Source organism: Flavobacterium sp. W21_SRS_FM3, from assembly GCF_052113625.1.
Taxonomy (GTDB): Bacteria; Bacteroidota; Bacteroidia; order Flavobacteriales; family Flavobacteriaceae; genus Flavobacterium.
Window position 1 is genome coordinate 355,618 of the sequence record NZ_JBGQOD010000003.1, and the last position, 22,487, is coordinate 378,104.

Sequence of the window (22,487 nt, forward strand, 5' to 3'; positions counted from 1 at the left end):
TTATTAATTTTCATTCTTTAATCAAAAACGTGTTTTTCTAGTAATTTCCAATTTTGTTCTATATCAATTTTGGGATTGCTACACAGGTACACTGGAATATTGTTTTCTTCGCCAATGGCATATTTATGCTTAACTATTTTTACTAGCGTGTAATCAGAAAAAACACTTTCTACAGCTTGCTTTTCGTTTCCTATGCTAATATAAATTTCAGCTTGAGTATTTCCCGGTCCCCAAGTCCAAAAACTACCATGACTAGACATAGGACTAGGCAGCTTATATTTATCTCCTAGAATTTCAATTGCGCCAGCTTCTCCGTAATTCTCGGCCCAAATCATGCATTTTTCTCTTTTAGCTACGGGTAATGAGCGGTACAAACTATCTACTAATTGCACTTGTTCTTCCCAACCAAACATATCCGCAAAATCATCTGTAAGTACAATGCGTCCATCGGCTTCAGGTTTCAAATCGAGATAATCCACATAAGTTGCAATAGGCAAAATAGGAATTGCGCCTGGTATAAATGGAATGGCAGGCAAGATTAAAACTGTAGCAACAAGATAATTCCATTTTGGTTTGCGTTGCAGCATTTTTTCAATTTTAACTGCACCTGCAGCAAATAAGATGGGGTACACCGCAAAGAAATAATAATCTTTTGATCCCATAAACCACATTGTGAAAAAGATCACTAGCACAGTTACACCAAATGTTTTGTATTTCCTTAAAGTGGAATCGAAAAAATAAGCATACAATCCTATTAAACTGATAATTAACGTAAAAGGATGCTTTAATTGTTTTGTAGCAAAATCAAAAACACCTCCATTATCCAACTGACTTTCTTTCAATTTCTCTAAATGTAACAGTATTGGAAACTCATGACTCCACTGCCAAACTATATTAGGCAAGACAATTAAAAAAGAGATAATTCCAGCAATATAAAACCATTTATTTTTGAACGACTTTCCTTTATCATAGAAAAACAAACCAATAAAGACACCAAATCCCCAAACTAAGATTGTATACTTGTTCATTAAACCAATTCCGAAAATAATCCCTAACAAAATCAAGTACCGATTTGCTTTTGTATTAAAATATTTGATTAAAAAGTAAAATCCTAGAGTCCAGAAAAATTGATCAAACGCAACGGGCTGAAACAGTAAATGGTTGCGGTAAAAAGGAACAAAAGCTAAAACAGTGACTCCTGCCAGTAAAACAGCATACCGCTTCCCTCCTAGTTCTTTAGCAATTAAACAACATATAATCAAGATACCCATTCCAGCTAATGTGGGAAAGAGCCGCACACCTGACAAGGAGTATCCAAATAGAAAATGTGCCACTTTACCTACGAAGGCTATAAAGGGTGGAAATTCAAAATAACCCCAATCTAAATGCTCACTGACTGACAGGTGTAGCAGTTCATCACGATGAAAACCATAATTCTGGTTACCAATTAGATGAAAGACTAATTTTACAATCGACAATGCTATTATAACTGGGTAGTATTTTTTCATTTAACCGTTTTTTGAAATTATTAAATTAGTTCTTTATTCCCATTTGTTGTTTTTATCTTTATCCATAAATTCCTGAATCTTTTTTTCTTCCCAATCAGATCCAAAAAATATATTTCGACCAAAAACAGACAATCCATGTGCGAGTAAACCTATTCCCCAAAAGAAAACAGTATTCCATGTTTGCCATTGCCAAAACACTTCGTCCCCAATCATACTTCTATTAAAAGCAGAAATTAATATAAAGGCATTTACGAGAACATAAACTAAAGCATGAACATAGAATCCTTTTATTCGTTTTACTCTCTTATATGCCATGTCATATCGCGCATCAGGACTATTACTCTCTGAACTATAATCTTCGAACATTCTTTTTCTAAATCTTCCCATTTTGTCTAAATAAAATTATTTCCAAGTTTCTCTTTGTTGTTTCTCTTTTTCTTTTTCCATAAATTCTTTTATTTTTTGCTCTTCCCAGTCTTTGCCTAGAAATGGCATAAAATTAAAAACCTTCATAGCGTGAAAAAACACTCCAATTCCCCATCCGAACAACGGCCAAAAAAACCATAAATATCCGGGTGATGTTGACAAATTAATTGCCAGAAGGACTAGATTAACAACAATGTATGCACCCAAATTACCATAAAACCCTTTAAGTTCTTCTACTCGCTTTTTAGCTTTAAAGTAGCGATCTTCATCTTGATATATTCTTTCCATGACTATTTCCACGTTTGTTTGTTATCTTCTTTTCTTAAAATCTCTTGAATTTTTCTTTCTTCCCAATTGGAACTATATCCAAAAACCTTAAAAGCATGCATGACTAATCCAAAACCCCAACCCGCAGCAGAAAACCAGAACCATTGAAAATGTGGAGAAAACCTCAGATTGATAAAAATCAAAAAAGGAATCACGAAACAATAAGAGATTAAATTCCCGTAAAAGCCTCTTAGTTCTTCCACTCTCTTTTTGGCTCTATAATAAGCGTTGTTTTCGTTATAATTTGTTGTTGTTTCCATAACTGCTATTTGTTTGGTCAAAATCGGAATTTTGACCGTGAATGTTTTTTCATTTTGTCCTATCAGTACTTTCCTGTCGGTGATGATTCCGTACCGATTGATAATATTTTGTAAGCCTACTCCTTTGCGATCTTGCAGTACTTCTTTCTTTTGATAATCATTTTCTACCACGAGATACCCATTTTCAATAAAAATCCGAATATGCAATGGTCTTTTCTCACTGACCACGTTATGCTTTACTGTATTTTCAAGTAAAAGTTGTAAGGAGAGCGGAACTACTTTAGTGTCACGGTTTATAGTAGTTGTAGGCAATTCATAAAATAAACTGTTCTCAAATCGCATTTTCAATAAATTCATATACGTTTTGGCGAAAGCCAATTCCTCTTCAACTGAAACCAGTTCTTTGTCCTTTTGTTCTAATACATAACGATAAATCTTAGACAGTGAAGTGGTGAATCGTTGTGCATTTTCAGGATTTTCCTCAATTAATGAACTCAGCACGTTCAAACTATTAAATAAAAAATGCGGATCTATTTGATTCTTTAAACTTTCAAATTTTGCCGAAGCCGTTCCTGCAATTATTTTCTGTTCTTTGACTTTATTTTCATTGTATAATTTATAGAAATAGAAAGTATATAATGAAAGTGTAATGAAAAAAGTTATGATGATAGAAAACAAATAATTTGATGGTTTTTCGTTTGCTAAAAATACTTGAAATGTTTTCCCACTAATTATAACCTCTTCAAAAAGATGTAATAAAAAGATAACGAATAAGGAAACTACAAAAGCTCCAAAGAAACCCAGAACGATCCTTTTTAACGAGAAACGATCCTTTTTGAAATAATGATCTAAAAACTCAAAAAGAGCGGTATTTGAGATGTATAAAGCTAAGGTATAGAGTACTGTAAAGCCAAAGCTAATTAAAAGACTTAAATCAAAACGGACGGTGTTTCCTAAAATCAGACTTACAATTTGAATCACAAAAAAAATGATAAATGAGAGTCCAATGATTTTGGGTAGTTGTTTATAAATTCTATTCATTCTTTTTTACATATAAGAAATAGGAAAATTGATTAGTTGTATTGATCCTATTTGCAGGTTTTCTGCGCTACTAATGCTCTATCTAATCCCCACTTTGGTGAGAAAGTGGTTTCTGGCTTAAAAGTAGCAAAAAGTTCAATGGCTTTATCTATTTGAGCGCACATTGGCTTTGTATCTTGACCCCAAAACTTGGCTCCACCAATTTCGAACTCCGCTTTTGAAAAAACAACTCTCGGATTATTTGGGTCAATAGCTAGTGCTTTATTGTAGATCTCGATTGTAGGTCCAGACAGCTTTTGTCCGTTAGTCATAGGATCAAAAACGATCCAAGCCGTATTAATCATGGCTTGCATCACGTACAATTCGGCATTATTTTGATCTTTTCCCATTTCTACATCCAAAGCATTTTGTGCTTTCGAAAGTAATAAATTTATTTTTTCTTTGTCCTTTGTTGCAAAAGCGGTGGTTGTATTAACCAAAGCTACATAATAATTGGGTAACCATTTAGTAGGTTCAGCAGCGGCAATTCTTTCAAATACATCTGAGGCTTCGGTATTTTTCCCTTCTCCCCAAAGAGCAAAAGCTTTTCCCATTCCTTGGTCAAATTTAGTAACTGTAGTTTGAGTCGCCACCTGCTGACCTTGAGCTGATAATAGTGTAACTACAAATAGTGCGAATGCGGTGATTAATTTGGTCATAATTTCTAGTTTTTAAGGTTGATTGTTTTTTTGATGATTGAAACTTGATTATTTATACTTCAAAAGTATTGGAGAAATACTGCTATAAAAATTTATAATTACTGAACTGTTGAATTTTGAGGATGAATCGGTGTTTTAGTCGAAAGTCGACATTCATTGTTGCTACAAACTGAGACTATTACACATAAAACTCTGAAAATCTGAAGTTTTAAAACTCTGAAACTTTGAAACTCTGAATCTCTGAAACTTTGAAGCTTTGAAACTCCTCTAAAGATTCTTCAACTGATTGTCTTTTTTATCTTGGCTAATGGTCCAAAAGAACCCAACAAAAAAGAAACGATCTGCTGTAGGCGTGATGGTTTTTCTATTATAAAAACCAGTGGCATCTGGGTTTTTAGCATAATCATAACCAAAGACATTTTGCGTACCTAAAACATTCGAAACAGAAAAATACAGTATCTTTTGCTGGCTAATCAAGTAAGCCCAATTAAAACTTAAGCTTTTATAGGCTTTTGTTTTTCCATTCATGAATTGTGCTTCATTTGGATTATTGTACGGACGCCCTGAGCTAAACGAATTAGTAAAACCTACTTGCGAACGCCAGTCAGTTATAAAATATTTAGTCACTACTGACAGTGAATGATCAGCTACAAAGTTAGGAGTTACTGCGGTAGGATAGTTTTTATAATCTCTTCGGGTATCAATACAGGAATAGGAAATCCAGTACTCTAAATTTTTAAACGATTTGCCATCACGCCAAAATAAATCCAATCCTTTTGAGTAAGCTGAACCCGTATTATTAAAACTGGAATTATAGGCAATATCGTCTGTATCGTACTTCACTAGATTACTGTAATCTTTATAATAGGCTTCGGCTCTAAATGTTTGATTGTCTTTTGCATATTGAAAATTCAGGATATAATGCGAAGATTTTTCACTTTCAAATTGATGGTATTTAGCGTATTTAATATAATCCGCATTGGGACTCTGCGTAAAATCGCCGTAAGCCAGCGAGAACTGACTGTTTTTGGCCACTTTGTACGCCATAGATACTCTGGGCGAAATCGTAGTTTCATCAAGCAAATCATTGTGAGAAGCTCGCAAGCCAATCTTGGCGGCAAAGTTTTTCGATACCAATACATCCGCTTCAGTATATGCGGCTGCAATATTCGAAGTGTATCCATTGGTTAAAGTTGGACCCTGATTTTCGGTAAAGCTTTCATTAAATTTGGTAGTAAAATAATCAGCCCCAAAAGAAAGCTTAAAGGAATTGGAAATTTTTTTGTTCAGCTTCATTTTGAGGTGTGCTGCATTTTCATCATTACCGACCTTGTTTAAATCCAGATCAATTTTATTTTTACTAAAACCATAACTCATTCCAGTTGTGATTTGCCAATTAGCTCCAAAAACGCCTTTGTAGGAAGTATTAAAATACAAATTATCGTTCTTTAAATTTACTCTCATCTTCTCAGCTGCATTTATATTTTCCTGATTAATATCAAATTTAGAGGAATCAAAAGCAGCGTACAATTTTAGAATTCCGTTATTAAAGTTATAGCGATAAACGGTTTCTCCTGACAAAGATTGAAAAGGACTGTTCCAGTCAACATTTTGCGAAATTACCGCTTGATATGGGGCCAGATTAACATAAGACGTATTTACACTAAGGGAACTTTTTTTCCATTTTTGCGTATTCCCTACTCCTAAACCTACCGTCATTAAGGAAATATCTGTTTTGTTTTGATCAGGATTATCTTCAGTATTTAAAAGTAGCACACTGGATAAGGCTTCCCCGTACTCAGCGGAATATCCTCCTGTAGAAAAAGCGATGCCACTAAACAGAAAAGGAGAAAACCGACCGCGAGTGGGCAGATTATTAGTAGTTGCTCCATAAGGTTGCGCTACCCGAATACCATCTACAAAAGTTTGTGTTTCATTAGCTTCTCCCCCACGAACAAACAAACGACCATCCTCACCTACACTTTGTGTTCCCGGTAAGGTTTGCAGCGCAGCTATAATATTTCCTGCAGAACCTGCAGTCGTTACAATATCCAAGGGTTTTAAAACTGCAACTCTGGCTTTTTCGCCAGACTCCATGGTTCCTGCAGTAATCACTACGGCGTCCAGTGCGTTCCTATTTTCTTGTAATATGATGGTTTTTCCCTGAAAATTAGCAACCTCAACTTGCATTCTCATGGTTTCATAGATTAAAAAGCTAACTACAAGCGTTTGACTCCCTTCAGCATCTGTAGTAAATGAAAAATTGCCGGTTTCAGTAGTAGTTGCGCCATCATAACTTCCTTCGATGAAAATATTAGCTCCAGCAATGGGTTTCCCTTTATGGTCAACAACTTTTCCAGAAAGTGTTGTTTGAGAAAATGAAAGAATGGTAAAAAATAATGCAGTTAAGGTGATGATTGTTTTCATTTGGTTTGATTTTGATACTCCAAATGTATTTTGATTGTCTCATTATTGAAATTTAAACTAACCGAACTGTCAAAATCAATGGATGAGTTGTAATGGTTTTAAATTTCTGCTATATTTACAGCATGTCGCCCTCGTTCAGCTATGCGGTTTGCATGAGGGATGGCAGTGAAAATGATCTCTTTTTTTTTTCATGGGAGATGGTAACGAACAGCGCGACCGGCCATCATAGCTATCGGGGTTGCGAAGGGCATTCCAAAAAAAAGAATTAGAAACGAAATGAGCAATAGAACATGAAAACGGAAAAAGAAAAGATGATTGCTGGCGAATACTATTTGGCTGGAGATTCGGTTTTAGTGAAAGACAGAAGACGTTCAAAAAATCTACTGCACCGCTTGAATGTTACTGAATACCGCATTACCAAGAAAGCGCGCGAAATTATCAAAGAGTTGATTCCAAATGCAGGGGCTAATTTATATATAGAACCTCCTTTTCAGTGTGATTACGGCTACAATATTAGTTGCGGTGAGAATGTTTACTTTAATGTTAACTGCGTGGTCCTGGACTGTGCTCCAGTAACTATTGGTTCGAATGTGTTTTTTGCGCCCAATGTGCAGTTATATACCGCAACCCATCCATTAGAAGCAGAGTTAAGGAAAACGCTAGAAAGTGCTCTACCAATAACTATAGGCGATGATTGCTGGATAGGCGGAAATACGGTGATTTGCCCTGGAATAACAATTGGTAAAGGTTGTGTCATCGGTGCTGGCGCAGTAGTGACTAAAGATATCCCAGATAACTCATTAGCCGTAGGCAATCCTGCAAAAGTCATTCGAAAATTAAATCAATAATCTATGCCACACCTATTAGCGAAACTCTGTAATGTACCCATCGAGTTTATTACAGAAATATTAGAGAAAGACAAAGAATTTCATGCTTCACAGGGAATGTATTTAGAGCATATTTGGCAAAATTCCGACAATGACATGGAAGTTTTCTTTCTGTTTACAATTGATTCTATCGAAAAAACTAAAGTGCTCATCAACAAATTACACGCTCAAGCTTTAAAGGAAAATCCGGAAGCGAATCTACCCACCATGACTTATTTAAAATAAAATGCTGCAACTTAACAAAGTACACCATATTGCCATTATTTGTTCTGATTATGAAAAATCAAAACATTTTTATACTGAGATTTTAGGGCTAACAATAGTACACGAAATATATCGAGAAGAACGGGAATCATATAAATTAGATTTAGCCTTAAATGGCGAATATATAGTAGAGTTGTTTTCGTTCCCTAATCCGCCAGAGAGGCTCTCTCGACCAGAGTCTTGTGGTTTAAGACATTTGGCTTTTGAAGTAAATGATATGGAGCAAACTCGAAATTTCTTAGTTCAAAACGAAATTCCATCAGAAACTATTCGGACGGACGAATTTACAAATAAGCGATTTTTCTTTATTGCAGACCCAGATAATTTACCCATAGAGTTCTATGAAGTTTAATCAAAAATCTTATTAACAAATCAAGATTCTTAAAAAGATATCTAAAATTAAATTTTACCTTTGACCTTTCAATAAAAACAAAGATTATGGTTTACAAATTCAGAGTAATTCTAGATGCTGAAGAAGATATTTTTAGAGATATTGCAATACTTGATGAGGATACTTTAGAAGATTTACATAACGCAATCTTCAATTCATTTGGTTTTGACGGTATGGAAGTAGCTTCATTCTACACCTGTGACGAAACATGGAATCAAGAAGATGAAATTTCGCTTTTTGATACTGGTGATGTTCCTGGTGAACAAAAAATCATGAGCGATTATAAACTATCAGACATCTTAGACGATGAAAACACTAAGATTCTTTATGTTTATGACTTTATTAATATGTGGACATTCCTTGTAGAATTAGCCGCAATTGAAGAACAAGAAGCTGGAAACTTGTATCCTGAAACATTATTTTCTCACGGTGAAATGCCAGATGAAGCCATAGAAAAAAACTTTGAAGCAGACAATGCTGATGATTATGCCAATGACTATGAAGACGGCCTAGACGAAGACGATCTAGATATGTTTGAAGGAGACGACAGTTTTGAAGACTTTGGATTTGAGGAGAATTGGAATTAAAAGAAAGTTTAAATTGTTCAAGAGTTTAATTGTTTAAAATAGTTTTTTAAGATGGCTACAATTAAAAGATTCGAAGATTTAGAAATTTGGCTTGAAGCTAGAAGACTTTCGAAAGAAATAATTTCAATCTCAAAAAACACTGATTTAAACAAAGATTTTAAGCTTAAAGAACAAATTAAAAGTTCATCAGGCTCTGTTATGGACAACATAGCCGAAGGTTTTGAAAGAAATGGAAATGCAGAATTTCGCCAATTTCTTTCAATTGCAAAAGGTTCTGCGGGAGAATCTAGATCGCAATTATATAGACTTTTTGACAACGGATACATCAATGAAGGAGAGTTGATAATTTTGGTTGCTTCTTATGAAAAATTAAGCGTCAAAATTCACAATTTTATTACATATCTAAATAAAAAAGATTTTAAAGGAACAAAGTTTATCGACAATGAAACTTTTAAACAACTTTAAACCTTTAAACAATTTTAAACTTAATTAATGATCAACTTATTTAACACACACATCGAGACGCTTTCTATTCACAGAGTAGGAAACAAAAGTCGTAATGAAGCTATCTTTTTATCGGAGCAACCATTTAGTCTAAATGACGAGATAGTTCCTCTTATGAAAGAATTCTTCTTGAAGCCTTTTCGAGAAAAAGAAGAAAACTATTTTCAGTTTGCTCACGAAGTAGATTTAGACTACAACGATATGTATAAGTTTGCTACTGAAATTTTTGAAAAACCTGAAACGTTACACGAAACATCAAAAAAGATAACCAAACACTTATTTGAGCAGTCTAATCATCCGCACATTAAAAACGGAGAAGTATATGTTACTTATTTAACTAATGTAAATATTGACAACACTCAGGTAGATGCTATTGGGATTTTTAAAAGTGAATTACAAGCTGATTTCTTGCAATTTGAAGAAAAAGGAACCCACTTAGAAATGATCTTACAACAAGGAGTTAACTTAAGCAAGTTAGACAAAGGTTGTATTATCTTTAATCATAAAAAAGAAGAGGGATATAAAATCCTTACTGTAGATAGCAACCGCTACGATGCTAGGTATTGGTTAGAGCATTTCTTATCAGTTGACGCTTTTGAAGATGAAAATTTCATCACTAAAAAGTATTTGAAATTTTGTCAAAACTTTGCTAAAGACGTTGTTTTCCCTGCTGAAGATAAAAAAGAAGAAGTGATGTTCATGAACCGCTCTGTAAATTACTTTGCTAAGAACGATCAATTTGAAGAGACTAATTTTTTGAACGAAGTACTAGACAATCCTGATTTGATTCCGGAATTTAAAAATTACAAAACTGATAAAGGTGAAAAATACAGTATCGAAGATGTAACCTCTTTTCCTATTGCTAATGCTGCAGTTTCTGACGCTCGTAAATCCATCAAAAATGTGATTAATTTAGATACTAATATTCAGATCAAAATGGATTTTATCAATCCTGAAAGTGCAGAGAAATTTGTAGAAAAAGGATGGGACGAGGAGAAACAAATGTACTATTACTTAGTGTATTTCAATAAAGAACAAAAATCATAAGCAAAATACGGAACTCCGTTAGCTATCGTTTAAAATCCTCTATTACATTTTGTAACAGAGGATTTCTTTTTTACAACAACACACTAGCTACTAAGTATTTAATAGTTAATCACTTAGCGCTAGCAATTTTCTAAAAGTTACGCTCAATCCCTATATTAAAATAGTTCTTCTTTACAATTTGATTGATAAATACGTTTACAACTGCTAATACTTTCATAATAGGTACTACATTTTCAGTATTATCTTAGTTTATTTGTAATTTTGCATTCTAATATACCCATTAATGAACTATAACTTATTCAAAGATAGCCCTCTCAAAACTGTTATTTCTTTTCATCAGCTCATTGAGCCATTAGAAAAGCTAGCTTTGAACGATAGTGATTACAGGTCATCTTACGCTAAAGAATTACTCAGTTCAATAAACAAACTTCCTGAACTGCGCACTGGTATTAATGATCTAACGCTTTTAACTAAGCACAAAGATTTAATACAAAACCTGCTGTCTGACTTATTTCCAAAATTATTGTCAGATAATGAAATTAAGGCGGTAACTATCCCTTTTCAAAACATCACCTTCAATTTCACTAATAGATTTCAATCCATCCTCGATAATGCTGGAGGTAACTTTGATATGACAATAAGAGATTTTGATAAAGACCAATTCTTTATCATGTCTTGTATTTTAATACTAAATAATTACTATAAAAAGAATTTCTCTATTAGCAAGCCTTTGTTTTATGACATACCTGATGCTAATGGAATTATCAAGCATTATAGAATTTTGTACAATGCCGATTTTATTGACATCACGCCTACTGACAGAGCTAAAGAATTAAGTACTGATGATATCGATTTGTTAATGGACAACTATGATGATGTAAATTTATGGAAAGAAAAATTTCCTCAAGCTAGTTGGGAATTAAAAGGGTTTGGTATTGTAACTTTATTTGACGCTACTATTGAAAATGCCTTATCTGAATTAAAGAGTAATCTCTTAAAAACAACTAATGAATCTAATGAAAATGACCATCAATTTGAGTCTATTTTTAGATCCATTTTTAAAGTGTCTGATTTGAGAGTGGGTCTGACTTTTTATAATGAAGAAGAAAACACCTTTACAAATCCCTCGAATAGTACCAGCGCAACTAAAAGTTTTATTCTTGTCAATAAAAAGGAATTACCGTGTGAGGAAGCCTTTTTAGAGAGTAAGCAAATTAATGTTTTTAGAGCTAATAAAACAGTTGCCATTTCAAACGTAGAACATTTTGGTAAAACCCAAAAAGACAACAGTTTTGCACAGCACCTTCTTAAACAAGATATTAAGAGCTGTATTCTGGCACCTGTTATGAAAAAAAATAAACTATTAGGTATCCTAGAATTAGTTTCTGCTACTCCTAGGAGTTTAAATAGTATTAATGCTAATAATCTCGAGCTGATACTTCCATACGTAGTGGATACGATAGATGGCTTTTATAATGATTTGCAAAACCAAATTGAAGCAATAATCCAGCGAGAATATACCGCTATTCATTCGAGTGTTTTTTGGAAATTTAAGAAAGAAGCTCAGAAATACTTTTATTCTCACAATCCAAATAAGGAATACGTTTTTAAAGAAATAGTATTTAAAGAAGTATATCCTTTATATGGGCAAATTGACATTAAAGGTTCTTCGTTACATCGAAATCAAACGGTAAAAGAGGATTTACGAAATCAGTTGAAATCTTTATTAGCAATTTTCGACAAGCTAAAAGAGACTAAAAAACTAGCTATTTTAGAACAACGAAAATTTGAGATGAATGCTTTTGTTAGTGAATTAGATTCTGAATTAAAAACAGATACTGAGCAACAAATTCAAAACTACATTAGAAAGGACATCCACCCTATCATTGCTAAAGCAAAGGTGGTCGCTTCGTCTCAAGAGGAGATAGCCAACTACTTTTCCCATATTGATTCAAAGACAGGCTTGTATTATGAATCTAGAAAAAAGTTTGACGACGCAATGTCTATTATCAATAAAAAGATGGCCTCTATAATTGATAATGCTCAGATAGAAGCGCAAAATATTTTTCCGCACTATTTTGAGCGCTTTAAAACAGATGGTGTTGAACACAATTTATATATAGGCGCTTCAATAGCTCCACAGCAGCAATTTGATAAAATTTATCTAAGCAATTTAAGGCTTTGGCAGTTACAAACATTATGCAAAATGGAATTGGAACACCACAGGTATAAATCGGTTTTACCTTATGAGCTAGAAGTAACCTCTTTAATTCTTGTATTTAGCTCTCCTATCTCTATACGATTTAGAATGGATGAGAAAAGATTTGACGTAGATGGCACCTATAATGCTAGATATGAAGTGGTAAAGAAAAGAATTGATAAAGCTAATATTAAAGGGACTGAAGAAAGAATCACGCAGCAAGAAAAAATCACCATCGTTTATTCTCATAAAGAGGAAGAAAGGGAATATTTAAAGTACATTAAATTTTTACAGTTTAAGAAAGTTTTAGAACCTACTATAGAACAGTTTGATGTAGAGGAACTACAAGGGGTGTCTGGTTTGAAGGCCATTCGAATAAAAGTTTTGAATACCATTTCGAAAAACCCTAACCACCAATATACTTATGAAGAATTATTAGAAGAACTGGACTAGATACTAGCCCAGTTAAATGCTATAATAAATGCTATAAACGATATGATTAATCCAATCATAAAAATATTATATGTAATTCTCAATAACTTGTATTTTCTTTCAAGCACAAGACCCAGAAAATACAAATCTTTAATAAGAGAGTTATATAGATACTCTCTATCGTTCATCATTTCGTTTACCGCCCATTCATACTCTTCTAAAGGCATCTTATAGAAATTACCAAAAAACAGTAAATTCACTTTTTTATCGGCTATATCTTGCCTAGTAAATGTTCCACTTGTAACTTTTGGTCGAGTTGATAAGATCGCAAAGATGATTGAAACTACACTAAAAAGTAACATGATAAAAGTTGGGTAAACGAGGTGGGCATTGCGTATGCTATCTAACTTAGGTATTAAAGAGGATAATGCAATTGAAATTATAATAGCATTCACAGATAATAAAATATTAGCTTTACTATCAGCAATCCCACTTAATCGTGTGTGATTGTTAAGTGTTATCCTAAAAAGCGTATCTATTCCTCTATCTGGTTTTTTAGCTTTTTTCTTCTTTTTTTTCTTTAAAACCACTTTCTTTTCATCCATATTTGTCTCTAACTTTTTTATGATATCTTTAATCAAAGTAATGTTATTTTGTTTTGCTGCTTCCCAATTTGCCTTCGCATAAGCAGTATAATAAGTATGATGTTCAGACAGCATTTTTAAGTTTTCATTAGCCCATTCTGTATCGGTAAAAAATTTATCTTGGGTTTTCTCCCATTCTGTTCTCAACAACTCACATCGCAACAAGTAATTATCAGTAGAGAAATGATAATAGTCGGCATCTCTAATTATTTGTTCTAAAATATTCTTGGGAGTGTTGCTGTATTTAGTTGCATTAATCAGCGAACAAACCTTAGCAATAACGCTTTCAGAGACTTCTTGTTCTTTTAAAAAATTAGTAACCATTACTATGCTTAAGTCTTCATGATCTGTACTACCATGAATATAACCACAGTCATGAAACCAAGCAGCGATTTGTAAAATCTCACTATCTGTTTGATCAATATTTTCATTTTCAGCGAGCTCTTTGACTGCATTTACAACATCTAATGTATGATTAAAATTATGGTATGTAAATAATTCAGAAAGATTATCTTTGAGCAAATTATAAATAAATTCCTCGGCCTGTTCGATTAGATTCATATTAAAAAATTTATACCTCTAAATTATGAAATTGTTTTTTGATTACTCTTGTATAAAAAAAAATATATTTAAATATAGTCCTGTTTTATTACCTCTATTATTCCTACAAAGCTGTGCCACTTATCACGCACAATATGGTAGTAAAATTGAGGCACCAAAATCTGCAAATGATATTGACACCTCTAAAGTTTCACACACCTTTTACCTTATTGGTGATGCCGGTTATGCAGACGAATTGGCTACAAAAATCACTTTAAATAACCTACAGGACAATTTAATCAAATCAGATAAAAATGCCACACTATTATTTCTCGGTGATAATATCTATCCTGTCGGAATGCCTGACAAAGAAAACAAAAAAGGATATAAGTCCGCAGAAAATAAACTACTAAATCAGTTAAAACTTTCACAAGGTTTTAAAGGAAACACGATGTTTATTCCTGGCAATCATGATTGGTATAGCGGAATTAAAGGTTTAGAAAGGCAAGAAAAATACGTTACCGATTACTTAAAAGACAAAAACTCATTTTCTCCTCGCAATGGGTGTCCTATAGAGGAACACGATATTAATGATAAAGTGATGTTGATTACCATTGATAGTCAATGGTTTTTATTAGACTGGGACAATGTTCCCACAATAAATGAAAATTGTGATATCAAGAATAGAGAAGCATTTTTTGAAGAGTTAGAAAGTACCTTGAGTAAAAATGAAGATAAGACGATAATTTTAGCTATCCATCATCCCCTCATCAGCAATGGGACACATGGTAATCAGTTTTCGTTAAAAAAACAATTATTCCCTTTTCAGCAAAAAATCCCTTTACCTATAATTGGTTCATTAATTAACCTTGTTCGAAAAACATCAGGTTTTAGTCCACAAGACATTCAGAATAAACAGTACACCTTATTAGCTAAGCGTATTAAAACCATATTGCAAGGCCAAGATAATGTGATTGTGGTTTCTGGTCATGAACATAATTTACAGTACATAGACAAAGACAATATCAAGCAAATTATAAGTGGATCTGGTTCTAAATCAGAAGTTGCAAGAGCCGTTTTCCCTTATGACTTTTCGTATAGCGGTAATGGTTATGCGATAATGAAAGTGTATAAAAAAGGAGATGTTAAAGTTTCTTATTTTGCAAATCAGGACAAACAAGACAAACTTTTGTTTGAAAAAACAGTTATTAAAGTTGAAGATAAAAAGCTAGAAAAGTTCCCAACTAATTTCCCAGCTAAAACAACAACTTCAATATATACTAAGGAAATGACGGATAAAAGTTGGTTCTACCGCTTATTTTTTGGTAAACATTATAGAAAATATTACAGCATGCCTGTTGAAGTTAAAACAGCAACTATTGACACTTTAATGGGCGGAATGGTCCCTAAAAGAGCGGGAGGTGGACATCAAACAAGATCTTTGCAACTGGTAAATAAAGATGGTAAAGAGTTTGTGCTGCGTGCAATGAAAAAAAGTGTATCAAGCTTTGTACAGTCAGTGGCTTTTAAAGATCAATATGTTGTTAATGAATTTAAAAACACTTATGCAGAAGGATTTCTTTATGATTTCTATACTACGGCACATCCCTATACGCCTTTTGCTATTAGTAATTTAGCATCTAAAATTGGTGTCGCTCATACTAATCCAAAATTATATTACGTACCGAAACATAAGGCTTTACAAGAATACAACGAAGAATTTGGGGACGAGTTGTACATGTTTGAAGAACGCACAGACGAAACACAAAAAGATCTCAAAAGTTTTGGAAAACCTGAAGACATTATAAGCACTGAGGACTTATTAGAAAAACTTCATAAGGATGAAAAATATTCAGTAGACGAAAAAGAGTATATAAAGGCCCGATTATTTGATATGCTAATTGGTGACTGGGACAGACACTATGACCAGTGGCGATGGGGCGAATATAAAGTAAAAGATAAAGTAGTCTACAAACCGATACCTAGAGATCGTGATCAAGCCTTTACTAAATATGATGGTGCGCTACTTTCTGTTTTGATGACCAAATCAGAGCTAAAGCACATGCAAACATTTAAAGATCATATTAAAAAAGTGAAATGGTTAAACAGAGAACCTTATCCACTTGATCTGGCTTTTCTAAAAACGGCTGACAAAGAAGACTGGATTAAACAAGCTAAATACATTCAAAATCAGCTCTCAGATGCTGAAATTGATGCCGCTTTTAAAAATCTTCCGGTAGAAGTTCAAGATGCGACTATTGAAGACATTAAACGCAAATTAAAATTGCGAAAAAATGACCTTCAAAAATATACTGCCATCTATTTTCAAGCCTTACAGAAAACAGTATTGATTGTAGGAACAAACAAAGATGATAAATTTGTAATCGATCACAATAAAAAAAATAATATAAAAGTAGATGCATACCGTTTAAAAAAGGAAGGTGATGAACTGATGTATTCTAAGAATTACTCTGCTTCTAGCACAAAGAACATTTGGGTTTATGGCTTAGATGACAAAGATCAATTCGAAATAAAAGGAAATGCGAAGACAAGTACTAAGATCAAATTAATAGGAGGTTTAGATAAAGACCAGTATAAAATAGAAAATGGTAAAAGACTGACTATTTATGACTTTAAGTCAAAAGATAATAATTACGATTTAGATAATAAGACAAAAACTGTTTTAACGGATGATTACAGTATCAATCAATATGATTATACAAAACCTAAGTTCAATTCTTTTTCTAAATTTCCAGTGATAGGCTACAATCCAGATGACGGACTCAAGTTAGTACTGCTCACTAAGTACCTTGTCAATGGGTTCAAACAAAATCCCTATACACAAAAACATACGCTAAAAGCAAATTATTACTTTGCAACAAACGGTTATGATTTAATTTACAACGGTCATCTCCCTAAGTTATTTAAGGATTGGGACTTTAATGTAGAAGCCCGACTTACAAGTCCTAATTTTTCTATAAATTATTTTGGAGCGGGTAACGAAACTGTAAATGAGGATCAACAATATGGTTTAGATTACAATAGAGTAAAAATTAGAATTTTAAAATTTGCCCCGTCTATCATGAAATTTGGTCGATATGGAAGTGAAATTAATTTTCAAACTTCATTTGAAAGAATAAAAGTTGAAGAAACAACTGATAGATATATTAATTTACCTACCGTAGTTAATCAAACCGTATTTGATGGACAGCATTTTGGTGGTGCTACTTTAAAATACAGTTTTGAGAACTACGATGTTGTATCTTTACCTACCATGGGACTCGGATTTTCACTTGCTGGTAGCTGGACAACAAATCTACGTGATGGCAAAAGAAACTTCCCTACTATAGAGAGTCATTTAAATATTAATCATAGAATTGATTCAAATGGCAAACTTGTTTTAGCCACGATGTTAAAATCAAAAGTCATACTAAATGATAATTATGAATTTTATCAAGGGGCAACATTAGGTGGGGACTATGATTTAAGGGGTTTCCGTAACGAACGATTTTTAGGCCGTCAATCCTTTTACCAAAGTACTGATTTACGTTGGAATTTAGGAAAAATAAAAAGAAGTATCATACCGATGTCTTATGGAATCCTAGGTGGATTTGACTATGGAAGAGTATGGACAACTGGTGAGAATTCTGATAAATGGCACCAATCTTTTGGTGGTGGTTTGTGGCTAAATGGATTAAATGTCGTGACAGCAAGATTAACCTATTTCAAAAGTCAAGATGATAGACCTAGAATTGCATTTGGATTAGGGTTTGGATTTTAAATCACTAATTTTTACTGTATAGACATTGCCTCCTATATTTTTAGTTTTTTCATCAGCAATGAATAAACTGGAGTTATCCTTAAAACAAACGGCCTCTTTTTGAGAGTTGTGTCCTAAATCTAACTCCTTTACATTGCCTGACAGGAAAGAATCATTTTTAAAGTTATCAAACAGCCATATTTTATCATGACAAAGTAACACCACCTTTGTTTCATCTGGACTTATGGCTGCACTTGTAATGGCGCAGGTAGTAAAGTTGTCACAGGTTTTAAATTCGGCTAACTTTTCTGCCTTATGTGTCCCTTGCTTATTAGGAATTTTATATAAAAAAGTGGTACCATCAAATCCTTTACTTCTATTCTTTGTAAAAAGATAAAAATTGTTTTTGAACTCAAAGAATCCTTCTACGTCATAAAACATTTCTTTCTTCTTTGGAGGAAATGATTGTTGTTCAGGATATGAAAAAGAAACTTTATAAGCTGGTGTTGCATCTTCAGAGAACAAAGACTCTTTATTAATTTTATAAATGCACAGATCTTTTCGATCATTATTATTATTACCAAAGTCTCCAATATAAAGGTTACCCTGCTGGTCTTTTGTAATATCTTCCCAATCCTCGTTAGTAGCCCCTGAAATCTTAACCTCATATTTAATTTTACCATCAGGAGTAAGTCCGTATATTTTATTAGCATTTCCGCTGTCTTCAAGTGTCCAGAGCAAATTTGTTTCATTTGCGTAGCTAATACCAGAAACTTCTTTAAGTTTTTTTGGAAGGGAATATATGTTGGTCAAAGCTCCACTATCTTGTTGACAGGCTAAGGTTACTAAAGAAACTAATATAATGGAAAAGTAATTTTTCATAAAGATAAATGAGTTCATAATAGTGGTAATTAAAGTAAAAGAGTATTAAAACCCTGGTTTAAATAAATTAGCATTTTTAAAGTTTCTAGTTACAAATCGAAAAGCAGCACTTAGTACATTACCCATTCTCTTTGCATTTTTAAAATTCAGGTCATTAGTATAACGGTACAAGTCCATTTTCAGTTGCTCAATATGTTCCTCAGGAGCAATGTTATCTTGACCCATAATTTTCAAAATACGCTTAATACGAGTTTCAGCAGACAGAATCCTTTTAGCCAAAGCTGATCGTTCTTCATTTTTATATTGCTCAATTGAACTTTCTTGAAGTTTTTCTTTGACTAATTTGACCATCGGATAATTCTCTTTGAAGAATTGTGGTCTGTACACTTTAAAATTACCTTCGTAGCACTGCTGATCAAAATCAATGGGACGTATTTTATATACTACTTGATCAAAATCATGAATAGGAACTATCACATAATTATAGGCTCTCATATCCCCTAGAAGCCTAATCATACAGCGTTCATTAAACTTAACAAATTCTTTTGCAATTTGTGCTTTCTCAGTTTCTGTACAACTTTTTAAGTGGGTTTCCATAAAAACATCACCAGGAATACCGATGATGTGTTCTTCAATTAGAGTATCATCAAAAACCAAGAAATTGATTTTGTCAGGAGATAAAATATGCTCTAATTCTAAACCATATATTCGAGAAGCATCTGCTTTTTTAATGTAAAAATGAACATAATTATCATTAAGAATATTTCGCACCTTTATTCTAAAAGGTTTAGAATTTCCAAAAGTGCAATAGTCGATAGCATCAACATTTAAAAATTTGATAATATCTGAGTTTCCATCAGAATGCAGTAGAGAATAGATTTTCTTTAAGTTCAGATCTATTTCATTTCGTTCATATTCATTGTAAAAAACCCTTGCCCATAAGGTGTCCTGATCTTGTTTATCATAAACATTAATTGCTCCTGAGAAACGCAGTAAATCATCATAGCAAATAGAAACTTTTGAAATACGATCAAAACGCTCCAAATAATCAAAAAGAGATTTATTAATTGGATAGCTAGGTTTTTTAAATTGTATTGTTGCGTCGCTCATTTAGGGTCTTTTATTGCAAATTTACATTAATTAAAAGCGTAATGGTAACAAAATTACAAGTAGTTGCATTAATTAAGGTTATGAAATAAGCTTATAAAGTTATAATCTAACTACTAGTTTTATGCCAATTTGACTAATTGAGTTTATAGATTTCTTTTAAATTTTTTATCATTCGAAACTAAACAACAAACATCTTCAAAAAATTGATTAGCAGGTAATTATACCAAATAAAATAAAACTCCCTTAAAAAAATAGTATTTTATTGACAAAAAAAGGCAATTAGGAACATAATTATTTTAAATTTGGAAGTGTCCAAAACATAATACCAACCTTCCACTAACTATGAGTTATAAGCATGAAATTTATTTTAAAGCTGCTGAATCTGCAAAAATTGGGATTTGGGAAGTTAATTTAGAAAATAATTTTATTTATTGGGATACTGTAATCAAACAAATTCTCGAAGTTCCTGAAGACTTTGTACCTGTTCAAGGAAGTGGAATCAACTTTTATTCTGAAGGAGAAAATAGAGATAAAATAAAAGCATTTATTGAAAGAGCAATCAATGAAGGAGTTTCGTTTAATGATAAATTTCAAATTACCACGGCTAACAATACTATAAAGTACGTCGAATGTGTTTGTAAAGTAGAGTCATTAGATAATGTACCCACCCGATTATTAGGAACTTTTCAAGACATTACAAAAGAGCAAAATTTAATCAATGAATTAGAAATTAGTGTTGAAAAATTCTCTTCGGTTTTTTCAAGTGCTAACGATGCCATTATAATTATAGATTTTTCTACTGGTATAATCACTGATTGTAATACCCGTTTTTATGAACTTACAGGTTACAATAGATCAGAACTTATAGGTTTACATAATTTAAATTTATTTCCTGACGAAAGAAGAAAAGAAGTCCGTTTTTTTCTATCCAATCAATTAAAAAAAGATGAGTACTCGATTAATGAAACTTATCTGAAAACAAAAACTAATTCTACAATACCTGTTGAAGTTGCTTCTGGAAAGAAATTCAGTGTAGACTCTAAAAGTTATTTAGTGTGTTTTTTTAGAGATATCAGCGAACGAAAAAATGCCGATGAAAACTTGAGCATGCTATCGTTAGTAGCTTCTGAGACTACTGATGCAATCGTGATTACTAATGAGAAAGGTGATGCTGTATGGGCAAATAAATCATTTCTAAAATTAACTGGTTTTACTCTTAATGAATTGCGTGGTAAAAAACCTGGGCACTTGGTCGCTGGACCCAAAACAGATCCTGAAAGCACAAATAAGATAAGGCAAGCTATAAAAAACAAGGAAAACATTAAAGTTAGTTTGCTCAATTATAACAAACAAAAAAACAAATACTGGTTTGAGTTGAATATTACTCCAATATTTGATAGACAAGGTAAGTGTATCAAATTTGTAGGCGTGGGTAGAGATGTTACCCATAGAAAAGAACGAGAATTAGAACTTAAGCGTTTACTGGAAGTTACTAGCCAGCAAAATAATAAGTTATTTAATTTTGCCCATATTGTTTCGCACAACATCCGTTCACACACTAGTAATTTATCAATGATTCTGGATGTCATGGACAGTACTGATGATGTCGATGAGAAAATGGCTTACGTAGATTATTTTAAAGAAGGAACAGAAAAGCTGTCGGAAACCATTGAATATTTGAACGAAATTATTACTATTCAGAAAAATACTAATATTGAAAAGAAAGCGATTTTCCTGAAAGACGAAATCGAAAAAACAAAAAAAGCGCTTAGTTTATCCATTATAGAAAGCGGCATTACGATTACCCATACTATTCCCGATAAAATGACAGTCAACGTCATTCCCGCTTACCTAGATAGCATTTTACTAAATTTATTTACTAATGCCATTAAATACAAATCCCTTGAGCGAGAAGCCAAATTGGAAATTGGATACGAAATTCTCGAAAATTACACGGTAATCACTTTTAGAGACAATGGCTTAGGTATAAACCTAAATAAAAACAAGCATAAAATATTTGGAATGTACAAGACTTTTCATGGAAATGAAGATGCAAGAGGAATTGGTCTTTTTATCACAAAAAATCAGTTAGAGGCAATGAAGGGGAAAATAGAAGTTGAAAGCGAAGAAGCAGTTGGTTCTGTTTTTAAAATATATCTCAATGAAAAATAAAATAACATATATTATTGATGATGATAAATTATCAATAAAATTAATGAGCATGCTAATTTTAAAAAATGAATTTTGTAAAGAAATCATTTCCTTCTTTAATCCACAGACAGCTTTACAAGATTTAAAAAATAATGCTGCTGACGCTTCAAAACTGCCTGATGTTATTTTACTAGACCTGAATATGCCTGTATTGGATGGTTGGCAATTTTTAGATGAATTTATGCTTCTTCCAATTCAAAAAGAAATTGCTATTTTCATTGTTACCTCTTCAATAGATCCTGCAGATATTGAAATGACAAAAAAATATAAGGTGGTCAAAAATTATTTAATGAAACCTATTACTGCTAAAAAATTAGAAGAAGCTACAAAATCAATATAGA

General features: G+C 32.7%; 19 protein-coding genes. 10 read left to right on the forward strand and 9 right to left on the reverse strand.

Going from position 1 to position 22,487, the window contains the following annotated elements:
* Positions 1 to 17: 17 nt before the first annotated feature.
* The 6 genes from ACEN2K_RS07830 to ACEN2K_RS07855 all read right to left on the reverse strand — a co-directional run bounded on the left by ACEN2K_RS07830 (position 18) and on the right by ACEN2K_RS07855 (position 6,687).
* Positions 18 to 1,508 carry an ArnT family glycosyltransferase gene (locus ACEN2K_RS07830; protein WP_441758775.1) on the reverse strand — a complete coding sequence of 497 codons (1,491 nt, stop codon included), beginning with the start codon at positions 1,506 to 1,508 and terminating at the stop codon, positions 18 to 20.
* A 33-nt stretch (positions 1,509 to 1,541) separates the two neighbouring features.
* Positions 1,542 to 1,895 (reverse strand): 2TM domain-containing protein, encoded by a 354-nt coding sequence (locus ACEN2K_RS07835; RefSeq protein ID WP_441758776.1) that lies wholly within the window; start codon positions 1,893 to 1,895, stop codon positions 1,542 to 1,544.
* A 15-nt stretch (positions 1,896 to 1,910) separates the two neighbouring features.
* On the reverse strand, positions 1,911 to 2,222 hold the full coding sequence (locus ACEN2K_RS07840) for a 2TM domain-containing protein (RefSeq protein WP_441758777.1): 312 nt from the start codon (positions 2,220 to 2,222) through the stop codon (positions 1,911 to 1,913).
* A 2-nt stretch (positions 2,223 to 2,224) separates the two neighbouring features.
* Positions 2,225 to 3,562, reverse strand: a complete 1,338-nt coding sequence (locus tag ACEN2K_RS07845) for a histidine kinase (RefSeq protein WP_441758778.1) — start codon at positions 3,560 to 3,562, stop codon at positions 2,225 to 2,227.
* Positions 3,563 to 3,609: 47 nt separating this feature from the next.
* Positions 3,610 to 4,260, reverse strand: coding sequence for a hypothetical protein (locus tag ACEN2K_RS07850; protein WP_441758779.1), 651 nt, complete (start codon positions 4,258 to 4,260; stop codon positions 3,610 to 3,612).
* 267 nt (positions 4,261 to 4,527) lie between these two features.
* Complete coding sequence (locus ACEN2K_RS07855) at positions 4,528 to 6,687, reverse strand: TonB-dependent receptor (protein WP_441758780.1); 2,160 nt, start codon at positions 6,685 to 6,687, stop codon at positions 4,528 to 4,530.
* A 290-nt stretch (positions 6,688 to 6,977) separates the two neighbouring features.
* Between ACEN2K_RS07855 and ACEN2K_RS07860 the strand changes: the two genes are divergently transcribed.
* The 7 genes from ACEN2K_RS07860 (at position 6,978) to ACEN2K_RS07890 (ending at position 13,020) form a co-directional block, all read left to right on the forward strand.
* Positions 6,978 to 7,535 (forward strand): sugar O-acetyltransferase, encoded by a 558-nt coding sequence (locus ACEN2K_RS07860; protein WP_441758781.1) that lies wholly within the window; start codon positions 6,978 to 6,980, stop codon positions 7,533 to 7,535.
* Between the two features lie 3 nt (positions 7,536 to 7,538).
* Positions 7,539 to 7,799 (forward strand): hypothetical protein, encoded by a 261-nt coding sequence (locus tag ACEN2K_RS07865; RefSeq protein ID WP_441758782.1) that lies wholly within the window; start codon positions 7,539 to 7,541, stop codon positions 7,797 to 7,799.
* A 1-nt stretch (position 7,800) separates the two neighbouring features.
* Complete coding sequence (gene gloA2, locus ACEN2K_RS07870) at positions 7,801 to 8,190, forward strand: SMU1112c/YaeR family gloxylase I-like metalloprotein (RefSeq protein ID WP_441758783.1); 390 nt, start codon at positions 7,801 to 7,803, stop codon at positions 8,188 to 8,190.
* An 86-nt stretch (positions 8,191 to 8,276) separates the two neighbouring features.
* Entirely contained in the window at positions 8,277 to 8,816 is a 540-nt protein-coding gene (locus ACEN2K_RS07875) for an IS1096 element passenger TnpR family protein (RefSeq protein ID WP_441758784.1), read from the forward strand.
* A 51-nt stretch (positions 8,817 to 8,867) separates the two neighbouring features.
* Positions 8,868 to 9,281 (forward strand): four helix bundle protein, encoded by a 414-nt coding sequence (locus ACEN2K_RS07880; protein ID WP_441758785.1) that lies wholly within the window; start codon positions 8,868 to 8,870, stop codon positions 9,279 to 9,281.
* Positions 9,282 to 9,308: 27 nt separating this feature from the next.
* A complete protein-coding gene (locus ACEN2K_RS07885; RefSeq protein WP_441758786.1) occupies positions 9,309 to 10,367 on the forward strand; it encodes a nucleoid-associated protein in 1,059 nt (352 codons plus the stop codon).
* A gap of 283 nt (positions 10,368 to 10,650) precedes the next feature.
* A complete protein-coding gene (locus tag ACEN2K_RS07890) occupies positions 10,651 to 13,020 on the forward strand; it encodes a GAF domain-containing protein (RefSeq protein ID WP_441758787.1) in 2,370 nt (789 codons plus the stop codon).
* Here the strand turns inward: ACEN2K_RS07890 and ACEN2K_RS07895 are convergent.
* The gene (locus ACEN2K_RS07895) at positions 13,017 to 14,204 is read right to left on the reverse strand and encodes a Pycsar system effector family protein (RefSeq protein WP_441758788.1); all 1,188 of its coding nucleotides are present in this window, start codon (positions 14,202 to 14,204) and stop codon (positions 13,017 to 13,019) included. The genes ACEN2K_RS07890 and ACEN2K_RS07895 overlap by 4 nt on opposite strands.
* Before the next feature lie 25 nt (positions 14,205 to 14,229).
* Between ACEN2K_RS07895 and ACEN2K_RS07900 the strand changes: the two genes are divergently transcribed.
* Positions 14,230 to 17,964 (forward strand): metallophosphoesterase, encoded by a 3,735-nt coding sequence (locus ACEN2K_RS07900; RefSeq protein ID WP_441758789.1) that lies wholly within the window; start codon positions 14,230 to 14,232, stop codon positions 17,962 to 17,964.
* On the opposite strand, the gene ACEN2K_RS07905 is transcribed toward ACEN2K_RS07900, so the two are convergent.
* Positions 17,947 to 18,825, reverse strand: a complete 879-nt coding sequence (locus tag ACEN2K_RS07905; protein WP_441758805.1) for a hypothetical protein — start codon at positions 18,823 to 18,825, stop codon at positions 17,947 to 17,949. The genes ACEN2K_RS07900 and ACEN2K_RS07905 overlap by 18 nt on opposite strands.
* A gap of 45 nt (positions 18,826 to 18,870) precedes the next feature.
* Positions 18,871 to 19,935: a hypothetical protein gene (locus ACEN2K_RS07910; protein WP_441758790.1), complete on the reverse strand. Its 1,065-nt coding sequence runs from the start codon at positions 19,933 to 19,935 to the stop codon at positions 18,871 to 18,873.
* Between the two features lie 342 nt (positions 19,936 to 20,277).
* Between ACEN2K_RS07910 and ACEN2K_RS07915 the strand changes: the two genes are divergently transcribed.
* Entirely contained in the window at positions 20,278 to 22,107 is a 1,830-nt protein-coding gene (locus ACEN2K_RS07915; protein WP_441758791.1) for a PAS domain S-box protein, read from the forward strand.
* Positions 22,097 to 22,486, forward strand: coding sequence for a response regulator (locus tag ACEN2K_RS07920; protein ID WP_441758792.1), 390 nt, complete (start codon positions 22,097 to 22,099; stop codon positions 22,484 to 22,486). Before ACEN2K_RS07915 ends, ACEN2K_RS07920 begins: the two co-directional genes overlap by 11 nt.
* The last annotated feature ends 1 nt before the right edge of the window (position 22,487 follow it).

Excerpts from the sequence above, each read along its gene's own strand:
- ACEN2K_RS07830 (WP_441758775.1), bottom strand. The coding sequence starts at position 1,508 with ATGAAAAAATACTACCCAGTTATAATAGCATTGTCGATTGTAAAATTA.
- ACEN2K_RS07835 (WP_441758776.1), bottom strand. The coding sequence starts at position 1,895 with ATGGGAAGATTTAGAAAAAGAATGTTCGAAGATTATAGTTCAGAGAGT.
- ACEN2K_RS07840 (WP_441758777.1), bottom strand. The coding sequence starts at position 2,222 with ATGGAAAGAATATATCAAGATGAAGATCGCTACTTTAAAGCTAAAAAG.
- ACEN2K_RS07845 (WP_441758778.1), bottom strand. The coding sequence starts at position 3,562 with ATGAATAGAATTTATAAACAACTACCCAAAATCATTGGACTCTCATTT.
- ACEN2K_RS07850 (WP_441758779.1), bottom strand. The coding sequence starts at position 4,260 with ATGACCAAATTAATCACCGCATTCGCACTATTTGTAGTTACACTATTA.
- ACEN2K_RS07855 (WP_441758780.1), bottom strand. The coding sequence starts at position 6,687 with ATGAAAACAATCATCACCTTAACTGCATTATTTTTTACCATTCTTTCA.
- ACEN2K_RS07860 (WP_441758781.1), top strand. The coding sequence starts at position 6,978 with ATGAAAACGGAAAAAGAAAAGATGATTGCTGGCGAATACTATTTGGCT.
- ACEN2K_RS07865 (WP_441758782.1), top strand. The coding sequence starts at position 7,539 with ATGCCACACCTATTAGCGAAACTCTGTAATGTACCCATCGAGTTTATT.
- gloA2 (WP_441758783.1), top strand. The coding sequence starts at position 7,801 with ATGCTGCAACTTAACAAAGTACACCATATTGCCATTATTTGTTCTGAT.
- ACEN2K_RS07875 (WP_441758784.1), top strand. The coding sequence starts at position 8,277 with ATGGTTTACAAATTCAGAGTAATTCTAGATGCTGAAGAAGATATTTTT.
- ACEN2K_RS07880 (WP_441758785.1), top strand. The coding sequence starts at position 8,868 with ATGGCTACAATTAAAAGATTCGAAGATTTAGAAATTTGGCTTGAAGCT.
- ACEN2K_RS07885 (WP_441758786.1), top strand. The coding sequence starts at position 9,309 with ATGATCAACTTATTTAACACACACATCGAGACGCTTTCTATTCACAGA.
- ACEN2K_RS07890 (WP_441758787.1), top strand. The coding sequence starts at position 10,651 with ATGAACTATAACTTATTCAAAGATAGCCCTCTCAAAACTGTTATTTCT.
- ACEN2K_RS07895 (WP_441758788.1), bottom strand. The coding sequence starts at position 14,204 with ATGAATCTAATCGAACAGGCCGAGGAATTTATTTATAATTTGCTCAAA.
- ACEN2K_RS07900 (WP_441758789.1), top strand. The coding sequence starts at position 14,230 with ATGAAATTGTTTTTTGATTACTCTTGTATAAAAAAAAATATATTTAAA.
- ACEN2K_RS07905 (WP_441758805.1), bottom strand. The coding sequence starts at position 18,825 with ATGAAAAATTACTTTTCCATTATATTAGTTTCTTTAGTAACCTTAGCC.
- ACEN2K_RS07910 (WP_441758790.1), bottom strand. The coding sequence starts at position 19,935 with ATGAGCGACGCAACAATACAATTTAAAAAACCTAGCTATCCAATTAAT.
- ACEN2K_RS07915 (WP_441758791.1), top strand. The coding sequence starts at position 20,278 with ATGAGTTATAAGCATGAAATTTATTTTAAAGCTGCTGAATCTGCAAAA.
- ACEN2K_RS07920 (WP_441758792.1), top strand. The coding sequence starts at position 22,097 with ATGAAAAATAAAATAACATATATTATTGATGATGATAAATTATCAATA.